Raw genomic sequence first — 20,696 nt, forward strand, 5'->3', positions numbered from 1 at the left:
ATGAACACAAGCATACAGTTGGACACTATTGAAGAAGCCATAGCCGATATCAAAGCAGGAAAAGTCATTATCGTGGTGGATGATGAAAATCGGGAAAATGAAGGCGACTTCCTAGCGGCAGCTGAGTTGATTACCCCGGAGACCATCAACTTTATGGCCACCCATGGAAGGGGATTGATCTGTGCGCCCTTGACCGAGGGCAGATGTGAAAGCCTTGGCCTTCATAAAATGGTCAGCCACAATACCGATCCCTTGGAGACGGCTTTTACGGTTTCCGTGGACCTGAGGGGAAATGGGGTGACCACCGGGATTTCCGCAGCCGACCGTGCCAAAACCGTTCTTGCACTTACGGATAAAGCGACCAAACCCCATGAACTTGCCAGGCCTGGGCATGTGTTCCCGTTAATTGCCAAAGAAGGCGGGGTACTGCGCCGGACAGGACATACAGAGGCGGCCATTGATTTTGCGCGTCTTGCCGGATTGCAACCGGCTGGTGTTATCGTGGAAATTATGAATGAGGACGGTTCTATGGCGCGTTTACCACAATTGATGGAGGTGGCCAAAAAGTTTGATTTGAAAATTGTCTCCATTGAGGACTTAGTGGCCTACAGAATGGAACATGATAGTCTTATTGAAAAAAAGGAGGACTTTAACGTACATACCCGTTTCGGGAAATTTAGGTTACGTGCCTATAAACAGACCACAAATGACTTGGTTCATTTGGCCCTTACCAAAGGATCTTGGAAAAAAGAAGAATTGGTGCTCACCAGAATTAATTCCACGCTAGTAAACAATGATATTCTGGGTACCTTAACCAATAACGCAGAGGACAAACTCCATGATATGTTCCAAGCGATAAATACCGAAGAGAAAGGGGCTATCGTGTTTATCAACCAGGAAAGTAACGCAATGAACCTTTTGGGCAGGCTACAGGAGCTTAAAAAATTACAAGGTACTGGTGTCATCAAAGCCCCAAAAATTGATATGGATGCCAAGGACTTTGGTGTAGGGGCACAAATCTTGCATGATTTAAACATCTCTAAAATAAGACTACTATCCAACTCTGAACATACCAAACGCGTAGGTATTGTAGGATATGGTTTGGAAATTGTGGAGTATGTGGGCTATTAGACCCAATTCAAATGGATGTTTAATCTGTATGGATCTCCATCCCGTCAATTAAGGGTAGAGCGAATTATTTTAACCATATTACTGGCTCGCTGCTGTACTTCTTCCGCCGTCCAACTAAGCTTCACCAAGCTAGAGATTGTTCTTCCCATCCAATGGTCCGACGCGGAAAAATTGGCTCGGGTATAATCCGGCATTCCACTTAGCACCTCTTCCGGAAGTTTGCCCAAGGCTTTCTTCTCTATAAGATGTTGCCATTTTTTGTAATAATGCCAATTGTTATCATACCAATAAAAGCAAGCAGCTACCCCTGCCTCTCCCAAAGCTAGATGGGCTTTACGTGCCAGCTCCTCCGTGGGTAAAAAGAAATTTAAAAAGGAATAGTTTTCCACTCCCCCTTCAGGAACCCGTCTAAACGTAATTTCGGGGATTTCACTAAGTGCATTTCTAAGTATGGAATAGTGCTTTTGTTGTATGGCCACAAACTCATCCAAACGTTGAATCTGAGCACAACCCACGGCAGCATTCAATTCCGAAATCCTAAAATTATAGCCTAAAAATGGATGGCCTTCCGCTCCCCTATCCATACCGTAATGATCATGTCCATGATCGGAATAATGGTCTGCATTTTTGGCATAGGTTTCATTATTGGTAATCATGGCTCCCCCTTCACCACAGGTAATGGTCTTGACAAAATCGAACGAAAAACAGCCCAAATCCCCGATACTTCCCAGGGGTTTGCCTTGATAACTACCGCCAATGGCCTGGCAGGCATCTTCCAACAATAAAAGACCGTGTTCCTTACAAATAGAACGCAAGGCATTTAAATCTGCCATGGAGCCGCACATATGTACGGGCATCACTACTTTGGTCTTGGGCCCTATGGCCTTTTGTACGGCTTTAGGGTCTAGCGTGAGGGTATCATCCACATCAACCAAAACAGGAATGGCCCCAAGGGCTAAAATAGATTCAAAACTTGCCACAAAGGTGAAGGTGGGCATAATAACCTCATCCCCTGCCCCTATACCAGCACTTGCCAAAGCAACGGTTAATGCGGCCGTTCCACTGCTTAAAACTTGCGCAAAATTGGTCTGCATGCGTTTGGCCACTGCAGCCTCTAGTTGTTTGGCCTTCCAATGGCCGTTTCGCATACCATCAAACCCGTATCGCATTAAAACGCCATTATCCAGCACATCCTGTACGTGACGCTTCTCCTCCGCTCCAAAAAACTCAAATCCTGGCATATCATTTAAGGTGTTAATTGATGGTTGATGGCAAAAAATAACATTCGATAAAAATACAAACCGCTGAACAAATAAAAAACATGGTTTTGTTACGACCCTTATTTCTTTTTAATCCACGGCCTAGAATGTACCCATCTATACTGGTCTAAGGTGTGCTTTTCTAACCCATCCCATCCTTGACCTAACATATGTATTTCTAAATCATTACGACTGATTCTTGGTCAAAATCCTCCACGTTTGTGACATATTTAGGTAAAAAACCAGAGCTTAATGGCCATGATCAGTACCATGACAATTAAAAATGACTTAATAAAGCCATCTCCCCTTTTGACCGAAAACCTGCTGGCAACCCAAGCACCAGTACCGTTTCCAATGGCCAGAACCAAACCTATCCACCAATCTACCTTATCATTATACGCAAAAACCGCTAAGGCGGACAACATATAGATAAAAACTACAACTACCTTGGTAGCATTAGCTCTTACCAGACTTAAATTATTTACAAAATGAAGGAACAGTAACATTAAAAAACCCAAGCCGGCATTAATAAAACCTCCATAAATTCCAAAAAAAAAGAATACTGTGATACCTAACCATAGGTGTTTTCCGGTAAGTCTTTCCTGTAATTGGGTGAGCTTTATTTTTGGTTTAAAAACAATGACCAGCACCACAGCAACCATGACCATGGCCAAAATACGGTTAAAAACCTCCCCATCTACATCCACAGCAATCCGTGCCCCAATGATAGCTCCAAAAAAGGCGGAAATCCCCAGATAGATGTTGAACGGAAAAGTGCTGACACCCTTACTTTTAAATCCAGCGGTAGCCATCGCCGTCTGCACAATAATTGCGACACGATTAGTGCCGTTGGCCACCGCAGGGGGCAATCCCAAAAAAATAAGTGTCGGTAAAGATATCAAGGATGCACCACCCGCCACGGTATTAATGAACCCCACTATAAAGCCAACCACTATCAATAACAGGTGGTGATACCATTCTTGCATGGGTTAAAAATACCTATTAAACCTAATTAATTAAGGGCATTCTAAAAAAGAAACAAAAGGTTTTACAAAACTAAAAAGGTTGCTATATTTGCAGCCGCATTGGAGGAATGGCAGAGTGGTCGAATGCGGCAGTCTTGAAAACTGTTGAGGGTCACACCTCCGGGGGTTCGAATCCCTCTTCCTCCGCTTAAGGCCTACAACTACTGTTGTGGGCTTTTTTGTTCGTATCTTAACACTTCTCTTAGTTCTTAAATTGAAAGAAACACGTATCAACAAATATTTAAGCGAAGTAGGCCATTGTTCAAGGAGGGCCGCAGATAAGCTTATTGAACAAGGGCGTGTGACCATTAACGGGAAGGTTCCGGAGATGGGAACCAAAATTGTGGAAGGTGATACCGTTAGGGTGGATGGTGAATTGGTGTCTCCACCCAAGGGAAAATCCGTTTATATTGCCTTTAACAAACCTAGGGGCATTGTGTGTACCACGGATACTAGGGTTGAAAAAGACAATATTATCGACTTTATCAATTATCCGACTCGTATTTTTCCTATCGGCAGATTGGATAAACCTAGTGAAGGACTTATTTTCCTAACCAACGACGGGGATATTGTAAATAAAATCCTAAGGGCACGTAATGGGCACGAAAAGGAGTACAATGTTTGGGTAAATAAGCCAGTAACACCAGATTTTATTGCCGCCATGGGCAAGGGAGTACCTATTTTGGATACGGTAACCTGTCCTTGTGAAATAAGCCAATTAGGGGAAAAACAGTTTAAAATCGTACTCACCCAAGGCCTTAACAGACAAATCAGAAGAATGTGTGAACATTTGGGATATAGGGTAAAAAGGCTAAAACGGGTGCGCATCATGAATGTTGAACTGGATGTACCGCTGGGCAAATGGCGCGACCTCACTAAAAACGAACTAGCTGAAATTAATAAGCTGGTGGCTACCTCTTCCAAAACACATTATTGACCATACCAGTCTGTCTATTTTAAGTCGATTTATCTCCGTTTAACAGCTTATTTCTACGTTAAAATGCAAAACCTATGAATTTTTCATAAGTATTTGCTTAAAAACTCTATGGATATTTGTAAGGTATTAACATCATAAACATTTATGCTATGAAAACTTCCCCTATCTTTTCCTTAACTCTTAGCAGTGCACTTTTATTGTTTTGCATCACGATGAATGCACAGCAACTGACCAGCGAACACACAAAACGTGTGGATGACTATTTGGAACTCCTTCAACAAGGGTATTCAGAAATTGAAATCTTCCAAGACTTAGGAAATGTAAATTTTCTAACGGAAAACTATGAGAGTGCCGCATTTTGGTATGAGAAATTATTTAAGGCCGCACGGAGAGAAAGCTTGGGTAGCGCAATAAAAGAACGGTATGCATTTGCCATGGCCATGGCCACAGGTGTGGCACCACCTTCGGAAAAACAGCAACAATGGGTTGCGTCCATCGCCGCAGAATACCAAAAGAACCAATCTGCACTTGCCTTAACCATGGCCCCACCATCGCTGCCCAAGGGAATGGAGGAGCAATTTACCCCAGATGTTGCACTATCCGCAGACGGTACCGTAGCTTACTTTAGCCAAGCAATTCAACGAAAACCGGATACAGGAATTTTTTCCAAAAAAGAAACTGTTTACGAAATCTACAGCGCCGAACGTATAGGCAACGCATGGAGAAATATCAAAAAATTGGACGTTTGCCCAAAATACGCCTCTGCTAAGCACCCAACGCTCTCCAAAGATGGTAAGCGCTTGTTTTTTGCCTCAAATATGAGAGGCTCCTATGGCGACTATGATATTTATGTCTCGGATATTTTACCAGACGGTACCGTAGGCGTAGCAAAGAATCTAGGCCCTAAGGTAAATACCAGGAAGGACGACCTCTACCCCAACCTAACCGATAATTCCGTGTTGGTTTTTGCCTCTTCGGGTAGGGAAGGTTACGGTGGGCTTGACCTCTACGCTGCTGAAATTAAAGATGACAAGGTAGGTAAGGCCTTTAATCTAGGTAATAAAATAAATAGTAAACATGATGAATATGCCCTGTCTTTTGTACCCGAGAAAAAAATGGGCTATGTGATGAGCAATAGGGAAAATGCCCAAAAACCGACCCAAATTGCCTTTACCTATAGCATTACAACTGATTATAAAACCGTGGAAAAAGATGAGTCAAAACTCTTAAAAGTACTCAATGACTCCAATGAAACAGATTACTCCGCCACTGTTTTTGAACATTGAAATAAAATGGGCTAATCACCAAGGTGACTTTTCCATGGTCCTAATTTTTAATAGAGAAGGTAGGCGCTTTAACTACCTAAGCCCTTGCCTTGGCAAATGAATCTTTTGACATTGGAAAAGACCTTAAAAAAAAATGACTTGTAAAGATGCTTGGTAAAAAATTCCCTTGAAGACACCACTGAACCCATTCTTGTTGTCATAGGTTTCTTTTTCAACAGCATACATCTCTTTAAACACAATATATCGAAAATAAAAATACCCCTACCCTTAAACCCCGAGACAATGAAACATGTTAAATTACATATATACTCTTGCCATCTATTACTGGCGCTATCTATATTGGGATACGGCAACGCCAACGCCCAGCAAGTGGAAAATCAATACAGAATTTCCAGTCCATTTCACAACCAGTTATTTTTTAACCGGTTTTTGATCAACCCCACGTATTCCTTGGTACGTGAAAACAAATCGTACCTCAATGTTCTAATGCGAAACCAAGCTTCCACGTTCCAAGATAACAATCAAAATTACTTTTTGGGTTTTAGCAATAAATTAAATGAAAACACTGCTATGGGGATAGGGATTTATGGCAATTGGTCTGGGGTAGTCCAAGAATTTGGATTCAATGCAAACTATGCCACTGCGGTACAATTAGGAGAAAAAAGTGCCCTCTCCTTTGGGGCCAACATAGGTTATGTAAGCCAAGGATTGGACCAAAATAGAATCGTCATTAATGAGAATGACCCCGTTATTGAGGATGTACAAAAAGAAAATATTATTTCCATTGCACCTGGCATTAACCTGTCCTTGGGCAATTTTGACTTTGGGATACATCTGGATGATGTGGTGCGTTACAACCAGACAACGGAGGAGCTATTAACCAGTTTCAATGAGACTGGCATAAAGACAACCCTGCAGTACAGCCATAAATTTAAAAATAGCTATGGTTTGTTTGAAGGAGGGAGACTAATGCCCTTGGTACAATTAGGCCTTGATGAAAACAAATTTCTAGAATATACAGGCTCCTTATTGATGGAACTCCCAAAATTTGGTTGGCTACAAACAACCTATGACACCAATTTTGGTTTTTCCTCTGGAATTGGGTTCAACCTTAGTAAAAAACTATCCCTAGGGTACTTAATGGAAAAAAATACTTCTGATTCCAATGCCAATCTTGGTTGGAACCATGAACTATCACTAGGGTACTCCTTTAACGACGACTTAAGGGGAATTGGTGTAGATGTGAATATTGCAAGTTCTGAAGATGCGCGGGTAGACCAAATAGTTCGTAATTATGAGGAGCAAATACTTGCATTAAAAGAAGAAATGAAGAAAACTTCTATACTCCCAACAGACAAAGAGTCCTTGGCCTATGAAAACAGATTGGTGCTGGATGAACTCATGCTCAGGCAAGATTCTATTGAAAGAGCTAGGGATAAAATGCTGGAAAGGCGCTTTGAAACCATGGTACGGCTGTTACGGCATGAAATACGCGCAGAACAAAAGGCCCTTCCAAAGGAACGCGTTGCCAATAGGTACCACCAAACCGGAATCGCGATGGATACAAAGACTTCTAAGGTGAAGGATAATGCAGATGGTAGGTTTAAGGAAATTAAATTTAAAGGGCAGGCAGCTTCTGCCGCCATTGGAGTAAAATCCGGGTACTACATGATAGCCAATGTTTTTAAAAACAAAAATTACCTAAACGCATTTTTAGCAGACCTTGAGGATAGAGGTGTAAAGGGCCAACATTTTTACAATAAAGAAAACGGATTGTATTACGTGTATTTGGCAGATTTTAAAACCAAGAATGACGCATCTCTAGCTTATGTTAATAACTTAAATGGCAATTATAAGGACGAAAAATGGATTATGGAAGTATATAATCCTATGGCAACAGCCGATATTAGTTTTGACAATTAAAAACAAAAGCTGTCTGAAATCGGGGTTGATTTTTGGGTCATTATGAAGTAATGCACCGGATGCTTTTGATAAAAGGCTGTTCTTATTGGAACGGCCTTTTTTAATTGACCAAAAATTGGTACCGCATCATTAGGTTGCCTCATATTAAAAACCAATGGCTTGGCACCATCTGGGATATGTACTATCCGCAGATTTGGTCTTGGAATATTTCTTCATCATTAAAAATCCATGCAATTGAACGAAAAAACCTACGAATATTTTTGACGCTATACCAAAAAAGATATATTGCCCAATAGAATATCTAGTACTAGATACCTTACTAAAACCCCGAATTATGACAGTTTACAAACGCCCCAACATCAATTGTTTTTTCAACAAGGTGATTCACCGCATTACCCACGGACGGGCCGGTTCATAACCTAAAACTCCAGCCAACCCGTATTACGGAACATCTAAGGATTGTATATGTAATTTCACGTTACCTACTAACGTGCAAACTAACAACTGACTATAATTAACTACAAGGGTGGCAGCCAGTCACCTAACTCAAAAGTGTAACCCCAAATCTATTTCATAATGAAAAATGTAGAACTCAAAGCTATGGTTATTGACAGTGATTTCCAGATGCATCAAACCTATGGTAACTATTTTCAGGATATTGAAAATATTCAGCTGGTAGGCTGTTGCCAAACCATTCCCGAGGCACTAAAAATGATTGGTTCTTGCAATCCAGACATCATTGTTACGGAAGTTTCCTTACTCGGAATTTCCGGTATTGACGGTATTAAACTTTTAAGTAAGAGGGATGGACAGGTTAAGATTATCGTGGTAAGCTCAGAAAACGATTTTGAACTTATCAAACGAGCGTTTAAAGCTGGTGCCAATGGCTATCTTACCAAACCCATTACCAAAGACCGTTTAGTGGATGCCCTAAAAGCAGTGGAAGATCAAGGTGCTGCCCTAAGTTATGATGTGGCCAAGAAGGTTGTTACGATGTTTCAGAAAAAACGGTACCCACAATTGTCCAACCGAGAGAATCAAATTGCAGAATACCTTGGACAAGGAGAAACCTATAAAAGTATTGCCAAAAAGCTTTTTGTTACCACAAGTACGGTGAACTTTCACATTCAGAATATCTATTTAAAACTTAACGTCAATTCCAAATCGGAGGCTTTGGAAAAACTTCGGTTGTTAATGGCCTCGTAAGAATAGAAAAAAGTCCTAGGCAGGGTACCTAGGACTTTTTCAATTAACTCCCCGACAGTAAAATGACATAGGTAGCGATATCACCATCAGATGCAAACAAAATACCCCTGGACAATGTTTGTTTGGTAAAAGGTTTCCATACCTATAAACTTAGGGAATAAAAAAACCCTGGGTTGTTACACCAGGGTCTTTTTAGCTTTATATGCTTCCCAAGGTCGCTAGGCTTCCCTTGGTATCAGCTTGATGCATTTCTGCTTTTACAAAAAGGGATCTGCTTACTTCACTTCTTCAAAATCAACATCTTCAACATTATCGCCTTCAGCGGCACCACCTGAATTCGCGTCCCCAGTGGCATTTGCCGTTGCATCACCCCCGGCCTGTTGGGCGGCTGCCTGTGCTTTGTACATTTCTTCAGACGCCACTTTCCAAGCTTCGTTAATTTTGTCCAAAGCTGGTGTAATAACCGCCAAATCCTTGGTTTCGTAAGCCGTTTTCAATTCTGCCAAAGCTTCTTCAATTGGTTTTTTCTTATCATCGGATAATTTATCACCAAATTCCTTAAGCTGCTTTTCGGTCTGGAAAATCATCCCGTCTGCCTCGTTTAGTTTATCAGCGGTTTCCTTTGCTTTTGCATCTGCCTCCGCATTGACCTCGGCCTCAGCTTTCATTTTCTGGATTTCCTCGTCAGTAAGACCAGATGAGGCTTCAATACGGATATCCTGTGATTTACCTGTTGCTTTATCCGTAGCGGAAACCTTGATGATACCGTTGGCATCAATATCAAAGGTTACTTCAATTTGAGGCGTACCCCTTGGCGCTGGTGGTATTCCGTCTAAATGGAACTTACCTATGGTTTTATTATCGGCCGCCATAGGACGCTCCCCTTGAAGCACGTGAATCTCTACGGATGGCTGGTTATCCGCCGCGGTGGAGAACACTTGGGATTTCTTAGTGGGTATGGTAGTGTTGGCCTCTATCAATTTAGTGGAAACTCCGCCCATGGTCTCAATACCCAAAGACAGTGGGGTCACATCCAACAATAGTACGTCCTTAACATCTCCTGTCAATACACCGCCCTGGATAGCAGCACCTACGGCTACCACCTCATCAGGATTCACTCCTTTGGAAGGTTTTTTTCCAAAGAATTTTTCAACGGCCTCTTGCACCGCCGGAATTCTGGTGGAACCACCTACCAAAATAATTTCATCAATATCGCTTTTGGACAAACCTGCCGATTTTAAGGCAGTTTGGCAAGGCTCTATTGTTCTTGCTACCAAATCCGCAATTAACTGCTCAAACTTGGAACGGGTCAACGTGCGTACCAAGTGCTTTGGCCCGGATGCCGTGGCGGTTACGTAGGGAAGGTTAATCTCTGTTTGCGCAGAGGACGAAAGCTCGATTTTTGCCTTCTCTGCTGCTTCCCGCAACCGTTGTAGTGCCATGGCATCTTCACGTAGGTCCATGGACTCATCTTTTTTAAACTCTTCTGCCAACCAATCAATGATTTTTTGATCAACGTCATCACCACCTAGGTGGGTATCACCGTCGGTAGAAAGAACCTCAAAGACCCCATCTCCCAATTCTAGAATGGAAACATCATGCGTACCACCACCAAAATCAAAGACCACGATTTTTTGGTCCGTGTCCTTTTTATCAAGTCCGTATGCCAACGAGGCTGCTGTTGGCTCATTTATAATACGTTCTACGGTTAACCCGGCAATCTCCCCAGCTTCTTTGGTAGCTTGGCGTTGCGAATCGTTAAAATATGCAGGTACTGTAATTACGGCTCTGGTTACGTCCTGTCCCAAATAGTCCTCCGCAGTTTTCTTCATTTTTTGAAGAATCATTGCAGACAATTCCTGAGGGGAATACAGGCGTCCATCGATATCTACCCGTGGGGTATCATTATCTCCTTTCAACACTTTATAGGGTACCCGATCTACTTCTTTGGCAGACTCCGAGAACTTGTTTCCCATAAACCTTTTAATGGAATAAATGGTTTTATGCGGATTGGTAACCGCTTGGCGTTTTGCAGGATCACCCACTTTAATTTCTCCACCCTCCACAAAGGCGATTACGGATGGGGTTGTTCTTTTTCCTTCTGCGTTAGGTATCACCACTGGCTCGTTACCTTCCATTACGGAAACGCAAGAGTTGGTTGTCCCTAAATCAATTCCGATTATTTTACTCATGTGTATGTTATTATGCTTTCTATTTATATGCTATTATACTCGCCCTACATTGGTCAATCACTATGCCATGACAAAAATTATGACAAGGTGACAGACCAATGGCCGTAATAGTGGTCCGTAAACTTTAAAACCAACAAGTTACTGACAGCCGTAATAGGAAAAATGGCGGATATTCCAATATTCTTATAACCCGTTGTGTATTTTAAAAAAATCATCAAGTAGAAGGATTTATTCTGATGTAAGGGATAAAATTCGTTTTGAAAATCAAAATACGTAAAGGGATACCTACAATTTAGCAGGATACACCACCCTGTGGTGAGGGAAGTGTTTTTATCTGCACCAAACATCTAACATACGTAGATACCAAAATCAACATTTTGTATTGAACTAACTCATGTTCCTTTAACTGATTTTTTATTTGATTTACATGAAAATAAGACTAGGATTAATTCTTATAATGAAGTAACATTGGGGCATGGAATGTATCAGTGTTTTTGACATGCTTAAGATTGGGGTGGGTCCGTCCAGTTCCCATACCCTAGGGCCTTGGCGTGCAGCAGAAAGATGGATAGCAGAGTTAAAGGATGCACATATTTTTAATCAAGTAGTAGAGGTCAATGTACATTTATATGGTTCCTTATCCTTGACAGGAAAAGGCCATGCAACAGATACAGCCATAATTTTGGGATTACTGGGTACAGATCCTGTTCATGTCCCAATTGAAGCTATTACATCCCTATTGGAAGAAGTTGAAACCACACGGACGTTGTTATTTGGTGGTATCATTCCCATACCGTTTGATAAAGCAAAGGCGATTACATTTAAACGTGAGTTTTTACCGTTTCATGCCAATGGTATGAAGTTCATTGCTACGCTTGCCAATGGTGAGTTCGCACAAGAAACTTATTATTCCATAGGAGGAGGTTTTGTAGTAATAGAAGAAAGACCCAACTCCAAAATAAATAAGGCCGTTTTTAAATCCTTCCCCTATCCAATTACAACAGGCAATGAACTATTACAGTATTGCAAACAAGAACAGACCTCTATTTCTGATGTAGTATTGCGCAATGAGCGGTCCTTAAGAGGGGATGCCGAAATAGATACTGAAATACGCCATATATGGCACACCATGCTGGATTGTATGTACACCGGCTGCCATACCAAGGGAACTTTACCAGGCGGATTGAACGTTAAGCGGCGAGCCTTTGAAATACACGAAAAATTACATGGGAATGCGCCTTACAGCAATCCACAAGAGTGGTTAGAAAGTATTAGAAACACTACAGTTAGATTCCGACAAATCATTAAGTGGGTAAGTTGTTTTGCACTTGCCGTAAATGAGGTGAACGCATCCTTGGGACGTGTGGTAACGGCACCCACCAATGGCAGTGCTGGTGTTATACCAGCGGTGTTAATGTATTATTTAGTCATTGAAAACCATGATGGTGATTTTGATGATATCAAGAAATTTTTGTTGGTAGCCGGTGAAATTGGGAGCATTTTTAAAAAAGGGGCAACCATTTCTGCTGCTATGGGTGGGTGCCAAGCGGAAATTGGGGTATCTTCTTCCATGGCCGCAGGAGCACTTACAGAACTTATGGGCGGAACACCGGACCAAGTATTGATGGCCGCTGAAATTGCCATGGAACATCATCTAGGGCTTACCTGTGACCCTATTGGGGGATTGGTGCAGGTTCCCTGTATTGAGCGTAATGCCATGGGGGCCATAAAAGCAATCAATGCGGCAGAACTTGCCATGGACGCAGACCCAAAAGATGCTAAAGTTCCCCTTGATAAGGTAGTGAATACCATGTGGGAAACCGCCAAGGATATGAATAGTAAATACAAAGAAACTTCTGAGGGTGGATTGGCCGTAGGGGTTTTTCTGAGTGATTGTTAAAAGCTCTCCCGTCCGATAAAACAAAAAAGACCATAGTGCCGGAAGCAGCAACGATTTACTTTGGTTTTTACTCCTCAATGCCATTGCATCCTTCCCTCCCCCTGGTGTCAATGAGATAGACAATTTTCCAATCCCCATTGAAATTGACGAGCTGAAACGAATTAATGCCGCAATGGCTTAAGACATTGTTATACCAGAATTCATAACCCACCCAAGCGTTGGCCATGGTCCGGTCTTGTTGAATAGACCAGCTCGTTAATTTTTCCTGAAATTGAACGGAATCGGGAATACCAGTGATGGATACCATTAGTCTTTGGATGGGCATGGAAGAAAATGTTGTTTTTCCTGCACTGTCCCTGCCCGTTGTTTGGAGAAGTACATTATCTGCCAAAACCGACTTCATCAACACGGAATCTTGATTGTGAAAGCCCTCAAAAAACGTTTCTATGGTTGCTTTGATAGATTTGAATGAGGTTTGGCCGTTTACGTTAGCAGACATGACAAGGCATATCAAGAGAAAAATAACCTTCTTCATCATCCATATAATTTTTAATCCTTTATACATTTTGACTTGTTTAAACCACAATATCCCAGACTGACAGAATTTTAGTTACCAAAATAGAATTGAGAACGGTTTCTCTAGTTGAAATTTTGATTTTCGATACAAATTTCAATGCGTATGTGAGTTTAAATGACTTAAATCTGTAAAATTCATCAAAATGCCGAAAGCGTATATTTAAGTGAAATTTAAACAAAACTACTTACATTTAGGCCACAAAAATCCAATACATGTCTACTGCCAAAAAAGAATATAAAAGGGTCACGGTAAAATCCTTGGTTGAAATGAAACAGAACGGGGAGAAAATTTCCATGCTAACCGCTTACGACTATTCCATGGCCAAGATCGTAGATGCGGCAAATGTGGACGTGATTCTCGTTGGGGATTCCGCAAGCAATGTCATGGCCGGTCATGAAACCACCTTACCCATTACCCTCGATCAAATGATCTATCACGCTAGCTCCGTGGTGCGGGCGGCCAACAGGGCACTCATTGTTGTTGATATTCCCTTTGGAAGTTACCAAAGTGACTCCAAAGAAGCCTTGCGGTCTGCCATACGCATCATGAAGGAAAGTGGCGGTCATGCAGTAAAGGTAGAAGGTGGCGCGGAAATCAAGGATTCCGTTAAACGTATCATTGGTGCGGGCATTCCCGTAATGGGCCATCTGGGATTAACGCCCCAATCCATTTATAAATTTGGCACCTACACCGTTAGGGCCAAAGAAGTGGCCGAGGCAGAAAAATTAAAGGAAGACGCCAAAATGTTGGAAAAAATGGGGTGCTTTGGGCTGGTTTTGGAAAAAATACCTGCCAAACTGGCAAAAGAGGTTGCTGAAAGTGTCGCTATCCCTGTTATTGGTATTGGTGCAGGAAATGGGGTTGATGGGCAAGTACTTGTAGTGCATGACCTTTTGGGAATGACCCATGAATTTAACCCAAGGTTTCTAAGGCGCTATATGAGTCTCTATGATGATATGAGCGCCGCCATCGGTCAGTATGTAGCTGATGTAAAAGAAAAGGACTTCCCAAATAAAAATGAGCAGTATTAGCTCGGCAACAAATACCCACCTCTATGCTTTCACAACACTCCAATAAGGAGAACCTGCAGGTTCTCCATGAAGATAACCATATCATTGTGGTAAATAAAAGGCCCGGAGATATTGTTCAAGGAGACAAAACTGGGGATGTTCCACTGAGTGAAACAGTTAAAGACTATTTAAAATATCAATACAACAAACCTGGGAACGTGTATTTAGGGGTAGTACATCGGCTGGATAGACCAACTTCCGGTATTCTGGTTTTTGCAAAAACATCCAAAGCACTGCCCAGATTAAATGCCTTATTCGCGGAGGGTAAAACAAAAAAAACCTACTGGGCCGTGGTCAAAAATAGGCCAAACAAAGAAACGGAAACTCTTGAGCATTGGTTGGTACGCAACCCTAAACAAAACAAATCTTACGCCCACACAAAGCAGGTTCCAGACAGTAAAAAAGCCATTTTAAGCTACCGTATCCTTAAAACCATGGACAACTATACGTTATTGGAAATAGATTTAAAAACTGGGAGACACCACCAAATTAGGGCACAACTGGCTGCCATAGGTTGTGCTATTAAAGGCGATTTAAAATACGGTGCACAACGCAGTAATAAAAATGGAAGTATCCATTTACACGCAAGGCAGCTAACGTTTACACACCCTGTTAAAAAAGAAGACATACATTTTTCCGCGCCGCCACCAAAGGACCCCATTTGGGACGCTTGCCTTCAAGGTTAACGTGATTTGCCTATTTTTACAAAAACACTACCCTCATGAAATATTTCTTCGTCACTATCGCCTTTATGTTACCTTTTGGTTGCGGCAGCTACAACACAATCGATAGCTTTTATGAAATCCATAAAAATGATGACCAAGTAACGGCGGTAAGGGTGCCTAAGTTTATGTTTAGTTTATTGTCCAAAATGTCACCGGAAATGCAAAGTTTGATTGGAAATACCCGAGACCTAAGATATATGAAGTTTCCAAGCGTTACGCCCTCACAAACCAATTTCTTGAACGACCAAATGAACGCTTTTGGCTCCGGTTCGTTTATTGAGGTGTTCCGAAAAAATGACGAGAGTAAAAGAAACGTGGTTTCCATCCGTGAAAGGCGAGATGTAGTAAAAGAAATCCTTATTTACAACAATGACAATGTTTTTGGTTCCTTTCTATATTTCAACGGCAACTTTGACCCGAACCAAGTTAGAAAATTAGCCAATAACAACAACTTTCAAGAATTATCCAATACCCTAGTCCCCCAATTAAACCTAAACCAACCCGTAATAGAGGACTAACGTTTTAATACATCAACTTACTATCTTCTTTGCTGTTGGTACAAGGTTAAAAATCATCGTTTAATTGGTGTACGATCTTGCACTTTCTATTACTACGGAACCTAAAATTAACATCCCGCCTACAAGGGTCATAGGTTCTGGAATTTCATTTAAAAAAATGGCGGCAATGATAATCCCAAAAACAGGCTGAATGCTGCTTAAGATACTTGCAGTGGTAATGGTAAAGTGTTTAAAGCTATTTAGAAACAGCGTGTGGCCAATGGCCGTGGTAAGGATGGCGAGGGTAAATAAACCGTGCCATTGTGCTTTTAAAGGGGTTAAATCATAATAAAAAAACACCGGCGATAAGACAAGTGTAATTACCCCAAGTTGTACACACATTAAGGTAGATCCGTTATGCTGTTTCACTTGCTTTTTTAACAAGATATTTCTTAAGGCGTAAAAAAGTGCGGACATCAGCCCTATACCTACGGCAATGGTATTGGAATCATCCAAATTAAAACTTGGCACTAAAAAATATATCCCAGCCAAAACCAAGCCACCCAAAAGCAAATGAATATTCTCAAACTTGGTCTTGAGCAACAACGGCTCCAGAAAAGATGTTAAAATGGGGTAGGTAAATAGGGAAAGCATACCTATGGCCACATTAGAAAGCTTTAAGGCATAGAAATACGTAATCCAATGCAAGCCTAAAAAAAGACCGCTTGTCACCACAGGAAAAATGGATTCTTTTTTCAACAAAAAGGAAAAACCACGGTAGCGGCAATAAGCAAACAGAACAAGGCCTGCCAAAAGTGATCTCCCTGCAATCGTAAGTGGTACCGGTAAATCAATAAACCTGCCCAATGCACCCGAGGTGCTGACGAATACCATCGCAAGATTTATTTGTAGCAGATGGGTTAATGAGGTCTTATTAGCTTTCAACATTTATCGGGTTATGGCCTGCGCCTTTAGTCTAATAACCTCTTTTACAGGTTTTCCCGTCAAATGGCTCTCTAACCAAGACAGGACGTCCAGATAAAGAAAGGCCCTTTTTTCGTAGGGATGGTGTTCATACTTTTTAAGTTCATCATATAATTTCCGAAATTCATTTTTTAGATCCGTGGGATAAATATCCCCCAAACCTCTCAGGAATTTGATCATCTCTTTCTGCACCGCTTGCAAGTCATTCATTTTTAACAAGAATTTGTAGGTGCTCTTTAGCTGAACCTCAAGATGGTAGTCCATACCGGCCTCATAGTGGGCCACCAGACTTAAGACCCTGGCAAAACACATGAGATCCTCTCGCATTTTTAAGTTCTTATTGCTTATGATTCGTTTTAGGTAGGCTATACAATTCTTGTTATCCCCGTTTCCAAAATACAGGCACGCAATCTTATAATAGAGCAGCATAATATGGTGCTCGTCTATGCGGTCTTTATGTTTCTTGATACCATACTCCACAATGTTCACCAAGTACAGCCCCTTCTCAAAGGTACCTTCCAGAAAATGGAGGTTTAACCTGTTGGAGTTGATATAAAGAAAGGCTAAGGAAGTGATGTTGTCATTTTTTGGGAAGGACTTATCCTTACTCCAATTTTCCAATCGCTCTAGGGTATCCTTGAATTGGGAAGGGTATTTCACGTAAAACAAAGACTCCAATAAATAGTGGTTTCCTTTTAAAAAGAATACGGGATTTAACCCTATCATCTCTTCATTTTCATAAAACAGGTCTACCCATTTTGTTGCATATTTATAAGAGGATAGGAAGTCTTGGGTTAAGAAACTATACCATAAATGTGCTTTGTACAACCACAATTTTTCCCTAAAACCAAGGTCTTCCATCCGGTAATTGGGCAATTGTTTCTCAAAATAATTGCGCACCTGTTGTAAATCCTCATCATTCCGCACATATCCTACCTTGAGCATCATACCGTAAAGCTGTAAAGACAGGTTGGATAATTTACTGGTCATGGCATTTTGGGAAGAAAGTGTTTTTGCCTGCACCGCCAGTTCATCTGCCCTAGCCGGTATGCTTCTTGTAATGTACTGCGTTTCTATAATCTTCTCCAGCTCCACGATTTCGTAGGCCACATTTTTTTCTTCATGCTCTATAGCAACACTCTTGACCTTGTCCAAAATCTTTAAGGCCTGTTTGTAAAGTCCTTTTTGATACAATATCGTTGCAAAATCCAATTGCTCCCTAATTTGTACCCGGATGTTCTGATTCACAGGATTTAGACGAAGACTTACTAAGATTTGTTTATACAGGTGTGCCTTTAAATTGGACAGTTGTGATTTTTTTACGATTCCGCTGTCCAAAATCTGCTTTTCATGATACCCCTTCATTTTATCCAAAAGATTGAACAAGGCCAAGAATTTGGCATCGGTGTTTACCCCTAGGCGACCCACATACAGCTTAAATTGCCGTTTTTCCGATTTAGAAAGGGATTTTACCAATATGAACAAAGCGTCCTTCTGGGTATTTGTCATCGTAAAAATTATTATTTATAACGTTGATTAACAATGCTTTATCTATTCCTAAAAACTATTTAACGTTGTAATGGCACACAAGGCACCACTACACCTGAAAAGGGGTACTTTATCTTCGTAAGTGCCCGTGAAAATTTCAAAAAATAATGAGTAAAGATAAGGTACAAATATTTGATACAACACTAAGGGACGGTGAGCAAGTACCCGGCTGTAAACTTGACACCAAGCAAAAACTAGTGATTGCTGAGAGACTGGATTCCTTAGGTGTTGATGTCATAGAGGCAGGCTTTCCCATTTCCAGCCCTGGAGATTTTAAATCCGTACAAGAAATTGCCGCTCTTGTAAATAATGCTACCGTTTGCGGGCTTACGCGCTCTGTAAAAAAAGATATTGAAGTAGCTGCGGAGGCCATAAAAGGTGCTAAAAGACCTAGAATACATACGGGTATTGGGACATCTGAATCGCACATCAAACATAAATTTAAATCAACCCAAGAAGATATTATAGAGCGCGCTGTTGCTGCCGTTGCCTATGCCAAGACATTTGTGGAAGATGTAGAATTTTATGCTGAGGATGCTGGGCGTACGGATAACGAATATTTGGCACGTGTTTGCGAAGCCGTTATAAAGGCAGGTGCCACGGTACTCAATATCCCGGATACCACAGGCTATTGCCTTCCGGAGGAATACGGGACAAAAATAAAATACCTTAAAGAAAATGTGACGGGGATTGATAAGGCCATTTTGTCCTGTCATTGCCACAACGATCTGGGTTTGGCCACAGCAAACTCCATTGCAGGGGTAATTAACGGGGCTAGGCAGATAGAGTGTACCATCAATGGTATAGGGGAACGTGCGGGAAACACTTCTTTGGAGGAAGTGGTCATGATACTTAGACAGCATCCTGATTTAAATTTGGATACCAACATCAACAGTAAATTGCTATACGATACCAGCCTTATGGTGTCCGATAAAATGGGCATGGTGGTACAGCCCAACAAAGCCATTGTAGGCTCCAATGCATTTGCCCATAGCTCCGGGATACACCAAGATGGGGTAATCAAAAACAGGGAAACCTATGAGATCATTGACCCAAAAGATGTGGGTGTGAGTGAATCTTCCATTGTGCTTACAGCTAGGAGCGGAAGGGCAGCACTAGCCTATCGTGCCAAAAATGTAGGCTATGAACTTACCAAGCTTCAACTGGATGCGGTATATGATAACTTTCTAAAATTTGCCGATCGCAAAAAAGAAATTGTTGATGCAGATATCCACGAAATTATAGAGACAAGTCAAATAGATATGTCTAATTTGGCTTAAAATGTGGTTATGAATTTAAAAATTGCGGTATTGCCAGGGGACGGAATTGGTCCAGAGGTCATACAACAAGCCATACGTTGCCTAGAGGCCATTGAGGAAAGCTTTGACCATACCTTTAGCTATAAGGAAGCGGCCGTGGGCGCACTTGGTATAGAAACCGTAAATGACCCCCTACCCCAAAAAACCCTTGAACTTTGTAAAAATTCTGACGCCATTCTTTTTGGGGCTATTGGCAACCGGCAATTTGATCATAATTTAGACACTAGACTACGTCCAGAGCATGGCTTATTAAAATTAAGAAAGGAGCTTGATCTTTTTGCCAATATTAGACCGGTAAAGGCCTATAAGCCACTTTATGACCGGTCCCCTCTTAAAAAACATATTGTTGAGAATACCGACTTTATTATATACCGGGAGCTTACCGGGGGCATTTATTTTGGGGAGAAAAAAACTTGGGACCAGGGCAGAAAAGCTTCGGATGTTTGTGAATACAGTGAAAAGGAAATTAGCCGGATTGCGCACTTAGCTTTTAAATCCGCTAGAAACAGAAGAAAAAAACTAACCCTTATCGACAAGGCCAATGTCCTGGAATCGTCCTTGCTATGGCGGCGTGTGGTTAGCGCTATTGGCGAAAGCTATCCGGAGGTAAACTTGGAATTTTGCTATGTAGACCATGCGGCCATGCGCCTGGTATTGCAACCCAATTCCTTTGACGTGATTTTAACAGATAACATGTTTGGCGATATTTTATCTGATGAGGCCAGTGTAATTAGTGGAACCATCGGTCTTTTACCTTCGGCGTCCATAGGTGCAAAAAATGTATTGTTCGAGCCTATTCACGGTAGTTTCTCAACAGCTAAAGGAAAGAACATAGCCAACCCTATAGCCGCCATATTATCGGCTGCTATGTTGTTGGAACATTTTTCCCTTTTTGAGGAGGCCATGGTGATTCGTGAGGGGGTAGACAGGGCTCTGACCAAAGGAATTGTAACTCCAGATGTAAATAACAAAACCAAATACGGTACCTCCCATGTTGGTGACTTTATTGCAGATTTCATCGTGGACCATCATGATGAGGTCACCATGAACGATGAAAATATTGGATTGGGCAGATCTACCATTATCTAGCACCTTATGGGGTCCCGCGCTAATTGTA

17 protein-coding genes and 1 tRNA gene are annotated in these 20,696 nt (G+C 41.5%); 12 read left to right on the plus strand and 6 right to left on the minus strand.

Going from position 1 to position 20,696, the window contains the following annotated elements:
- Positions 1-1,131 (plus strand): 3,4-dihydroxy-2-butanone-4-phosphate synthase, encoded by a 1,131-nt coding sequence (gene ribB / locus I595_RS02315; protein WP_054557770.1) that lies wholly within the window; start codon positions 1-3, stop codon positions 1,129-1,131.
- 44 nt (positions 1,132-1,175) lie between these two features.
- Here ribB and I595_RS02320 read toward each other — a convergent pair whose 3' ends face one another.
- Together I595_RS02320 and I595_RS02325 are read right to left on the minus strand one after the other, a co-directional pair.
- Positions 1,176-2,372, minus strand: a complete 1,197-nt coding sequence (locus I595_RS02320; protein WP_054557771.1) for a DegT/DnrJ/EryC1/StrS family aminotransferase — start codon at positions 2,370-2,372, stop codon at positions 1,176-1,178.
- Positions 2,373-2,620: 248 nt separating this feature from the next.
- The gene (locus I595_RS02325) at positions 2,621-3,376 is read right to left on the minus strand and encodes a sulfite exporter TauE/SafE family protein (protein ID WP_054557772.1); all 756 of its coding nucleotides are present in this window, start codon (positions 3,374-3,376) and stop codon (positions 2,621-2,623) included.
- A gap of 101 nt (positions 3,377-3,477) precedes the next feature.
- Here I595_RS02325 and I595_RS02330 point away from each other — a divergent pair.
- The 5 genes from I595_RS02330 to I595_RS02355 all read left to right on the plus strand — a co-directional run bounded on the left by I595_RS02330 (position 3,478) and on the right by I595_RS02355 (position 8,767).
- Positions 3,478-3,562 (plus strand) — tRNA-Ser (locus I595_RS02330).
- A gap of 67 nt (positions 3,563-3,629) precedes the next feature.
- Positions 3,630-4,352, plus strand: a complete 723-nt coding sequence (rluF, locus tag I595_RS02335; protein ID WP_217997177.1) for a 23S rRNA pseudouridine(2604) synthase RluF — start codon at positions 3,630-3,632, stop codon at positions 4,350-4,352.
- A 149-nt stretch (positions 4,353-4,501) separates the two neighbouring features.
- On the plus strand, positions 4,502-5,638 hold the full coding sequence (locus tag I595_RS02340; RefSeq protein ID WP_083467466.1) for a TolB-like translocation protein: 1,137 nt from the start codon (positions 4,502-4,504) through the stop codon (positions 5,636-5,638).
- A gap of 282 nt (positions 5,639-5,920) precedes the next feature.
- Positions 5,921-7,561 (plus strand): PorP/SprF family type IX secretion system membrane protein, encoded by a 1,641-nt coding sequence (locus I595_RS02345; protein ID WP_054557774.1) that lies wholly within the window; start codon positions 5,921-5,923, stop codon positions 7,559-7,561.
- A 576-nt stretch (positions 7,562-8,137) separates the two neighbouring features.
- Positions 8,138-8,767, plus strand: coding sequence for a response regulator transcription factor (locus tag I595_RS02355; RefSeq protein ID WP_054557776.1), 630 nt, complete (start codon positions 8,138-8,140; stop codon positions 8,765-8,767).
- A 275-nt stretch (positions 8,768-9,042) separates the two neighbouring features.
- Here the strand turns inward: I595_RS02355 and dnaK are convergent, their stop codons facing one another.
- The gene (dnaK, locus tag I595_RS02360; RefSeq protein WP_054557777.1) at positions 9,043-10,959 is read right to left on the minus strand and encodes a molecular chaperone DnaK; all 1,917 of its coding nucleotides are present in this window, start codon (positions 10,957-10,959) and stop codon (positions 9,043-9,045) included.
- Positions 10,960-11,434: 475 nt separating this feature from the next.
- On the opposite strand from dnaK, the gene I595_RS02370 reads away from it, so the two are divergent.
- The gene (locus I595_RS02370; RefSeq protein ID WP_054557779.1) at positions 11,435-12,859 is read left to right on the plus strand and encodes an L-serine ammonia-lyase; all 1,425 of its coding nucleotides are present in this window, start codon (positions 11,435-11,437) and stop codon (positions 12,857-12,859) included.
- Positions 12,860-12,926: 67 nt separating this feature from the next.
- Here the strand turns inward: I595_RS02370 and I595_RS02375 are convergent, their stop codons facing one another.
- Positions 12,927-13,397 (minus strand): nuclear transport factor 2 family protein, encoded by a 471-nt coding sequence (locus tag I595_RS02375; protein ID WP_245628208.1) that lies wholly within the window; start codon positions 13,395-13,397, stop codon positions 12,927-12,929.
- A 251-nt stretch (positions 13,398-13,648) separates the two neighbouring features.
- Here I595_RS02375 and panB point away from each other — a divergent pair, with 251 nt between their 5' ends.
- Genes panB through I595_RS02390 form a run of 3 tightly spaced genes read left to right on the plus strand, consistent with a single transcriptional unit; the run spans position 13,649 to position 15,749 of the window.
- Positions 13,649-14,467 carry a 3-methyl-2-oxobutanoate hydroxymethyltransferase gene (gene panB, locus I595_RS02380; RefSeq protein WP_054557780.1) on the plus strand — a complete coding sequence of 273 codons (819 nt, stop codon included), beginning with the start codon at positions 13,649-13,651 and terminating at the stop codon, positions 14,465-14,467.
- A gap of 23 nt (positions 14,468-14,490) precedes the next feature.
- Positions 14,491-15,192 (plus strand): RluA family pseudouridine synthase, encoded by a 702-nt coding sequence (locus tag I595_RS02385; protein ID WP_054557781.1) that lies wholly within the window; start codon positions 14,491-14,493, stop codon positions 15,190-15,192.
- A gap of 35 nt (positions 15,193-15,227) precedes the next feature.
- Positions 15,228-15,749 (plus strand): DUF4252 domain-containing protein, encoded by a 522-nt coding sequence (locus I595_RS02390; RefSeq protein WP_054557782.1) that lies wholly within the window; start codon positions 15,228-15,230, stop codon positions 15,747-15,749.
- A 60-nt stretch (positions 15,750-15,809) separates the two neighbouring features.
- On the opposite strand, the gene I595_RS02395 is transcribed toward I595_RS02390, so the two are convergent.
- Positions 15,810-16,676 carry a DMT family transporter gene (locus I595_RS02395; RefSeq protein WP_054557783.1) on the minus strand — a complete coding sequence of 289 codons (867 nt, stop codon included), beginning with the start codon at positions 16,674-16,676 and terminating at the stop codon, positions 15,810-15,812.
- Positions 16,677-18,221: a hypothetical protein gene (locus tag I595_RS02400; protein WP_054557784.1), complete on the minus strand. Its 1,545-nt coding sequence runs from the start codon at positions 18,219-18,221 to the stop codon at positions 16,677-16,679.
- Positions 18,222-18,367: 146 nt separating this feature from the next.
- Between I595_RS02400 and I595_RS02405 the strand changes: the two genes are divergently transcribed.
- Positions 18,368-19,540: a 2-isopropylmalate synthase gene (locus I595_RS02405; protein ID WP_083467467.1), complete on the plus strand. Its 1,173-nt coding sequence runs from the start codon at positions 18,368-18,370 to the stop codon at positions 19,538-19,540.
- Positions 19,541-19,549: 9 nt separating this feature from the next.
- On the plus strand, positions 19,550-20,668 hold the full coding sequence (leuB, locus tag I595_RS02410) for a 3-isopropylmalate dehydrogenase (protein WP_054557785.1): 1,119 nt from the start codon (positions 19,550-19,552) through the stop codon (positions 20,666-20,668).
- The last annotated feature ends 28 nt before the right edge of the window (positions 20,669-20,696 follow it).

The organism is Croceitalea dokdonensis DOKDO 023, from assembly GCF_001306415.1.
GTDB lineage: Bacteria > Bacteroidota > Bacteroidia > Flavobacteriales > Flavobacteriaceae > Croceitalea > Croceitalea dokdonensis.

Coding starts and splice junctions, on each gene's coding strand:
- ribB (WP_054557770.1), top strand. CDS start 1: ATGAACACAAGCATACAGTTGGACACTATTGAAGAAGCCATAGCCGAT.
- I595_RS02320 (WP_054557771.1), bottom strand. CDS start 2,372: ATGCCAGGATTTGAGTTTTTTGGAGCGGAGGAGAAGCGTCACGTACAG.
- I595_RS02325 (WP_054557772.1), bottom strand. CDS start 3,376: ATGCAAGAATGGTATCACCACCTGTTATTGATAGTGGTTGGCTTTATA.
- I595_RS02340 (WP_083467466.1), top strand. CDS start 4,502: ATGAAAACTTCCCCTATCTTTTCCTTAACTCTTAGCAGTGCACTTTTA.
- I595_RS02345 (WP_054557774.1), top strand. CDS start 5,921: ATGAAACATGTTAAATTACATATATACTCTTGCCATCTATTACTGGCG.
- I595_RS02355 (WP_054557776.1), top strand. CDS start 8,138: ATGAAAAATGTAGAACTCAAAGCTATGGTTATTGACAGTGATTTCCAG.
- dnaK (WP_054557777.1), bottom strand. CDS start 10,959: ATGAGTAAAATAATCGGAATTGATTTAGGGACAACCAACTCTTGCGTT.
- I595_RS02370 (WP_054557779.1), top strand. CDS start 11,435: ATGGAATGTATCAGTGTTTTTGACATGCTTAAGATTGGGGTGGGTCCG.
- I595_RS02375 (WP_245628208.1), bottom strand. CDS start 13,397: ATGATGAAGAAGGTTATTTTTCTCTTGATATGCCTTGTCATGTCTGCT.
- panB (WP_054557780.1), top strand. CDS start 13,649: ATGTCTACTGCCAAAAAAGAATATAAAAGGGTCACGGTAAAATCCTTG.
- I595_RS02385 (WP_054557781.1), top strand. CDS start 14,491: ATGCTTTCACAACACTCCAATAAGGAGAACCTGCAGGTTCTCCATGAA.
- I595_RS02390 (WP_054557782.1), top strand. CDS start 15,228: ATGAAATATTTCTTCGTCACTATCGCCTTTATGTTACCTTTTGGTTGC.
- I595_RS02395 (WP_054557783.1), bottom strand. CDS start 16,676: ATGTTGAAAGCTAATAAGACCTCATTAACCCATCTGCTACAAATAAAT.
- I595_RS02400 (WP_054557784.1), bottom strand. CDS start 18,221: ATGACAAATACCCAGAAGGACGCTTTGTTCATATTGGTAAAATCCCTT.
- I595_RS02405 (WP_083467467.1), top strand. CDS start 18,368: ATGAGTAAAGATAAGGTACAAATATTTGATACAACACTAAGGGACGGT.
- leuB (WP_054557785.1), top strand. CDS start 19,550: ATGAATTTAAAAATTGCGGTATTGCCAGGGGACGGAATTGGTCCAGAG.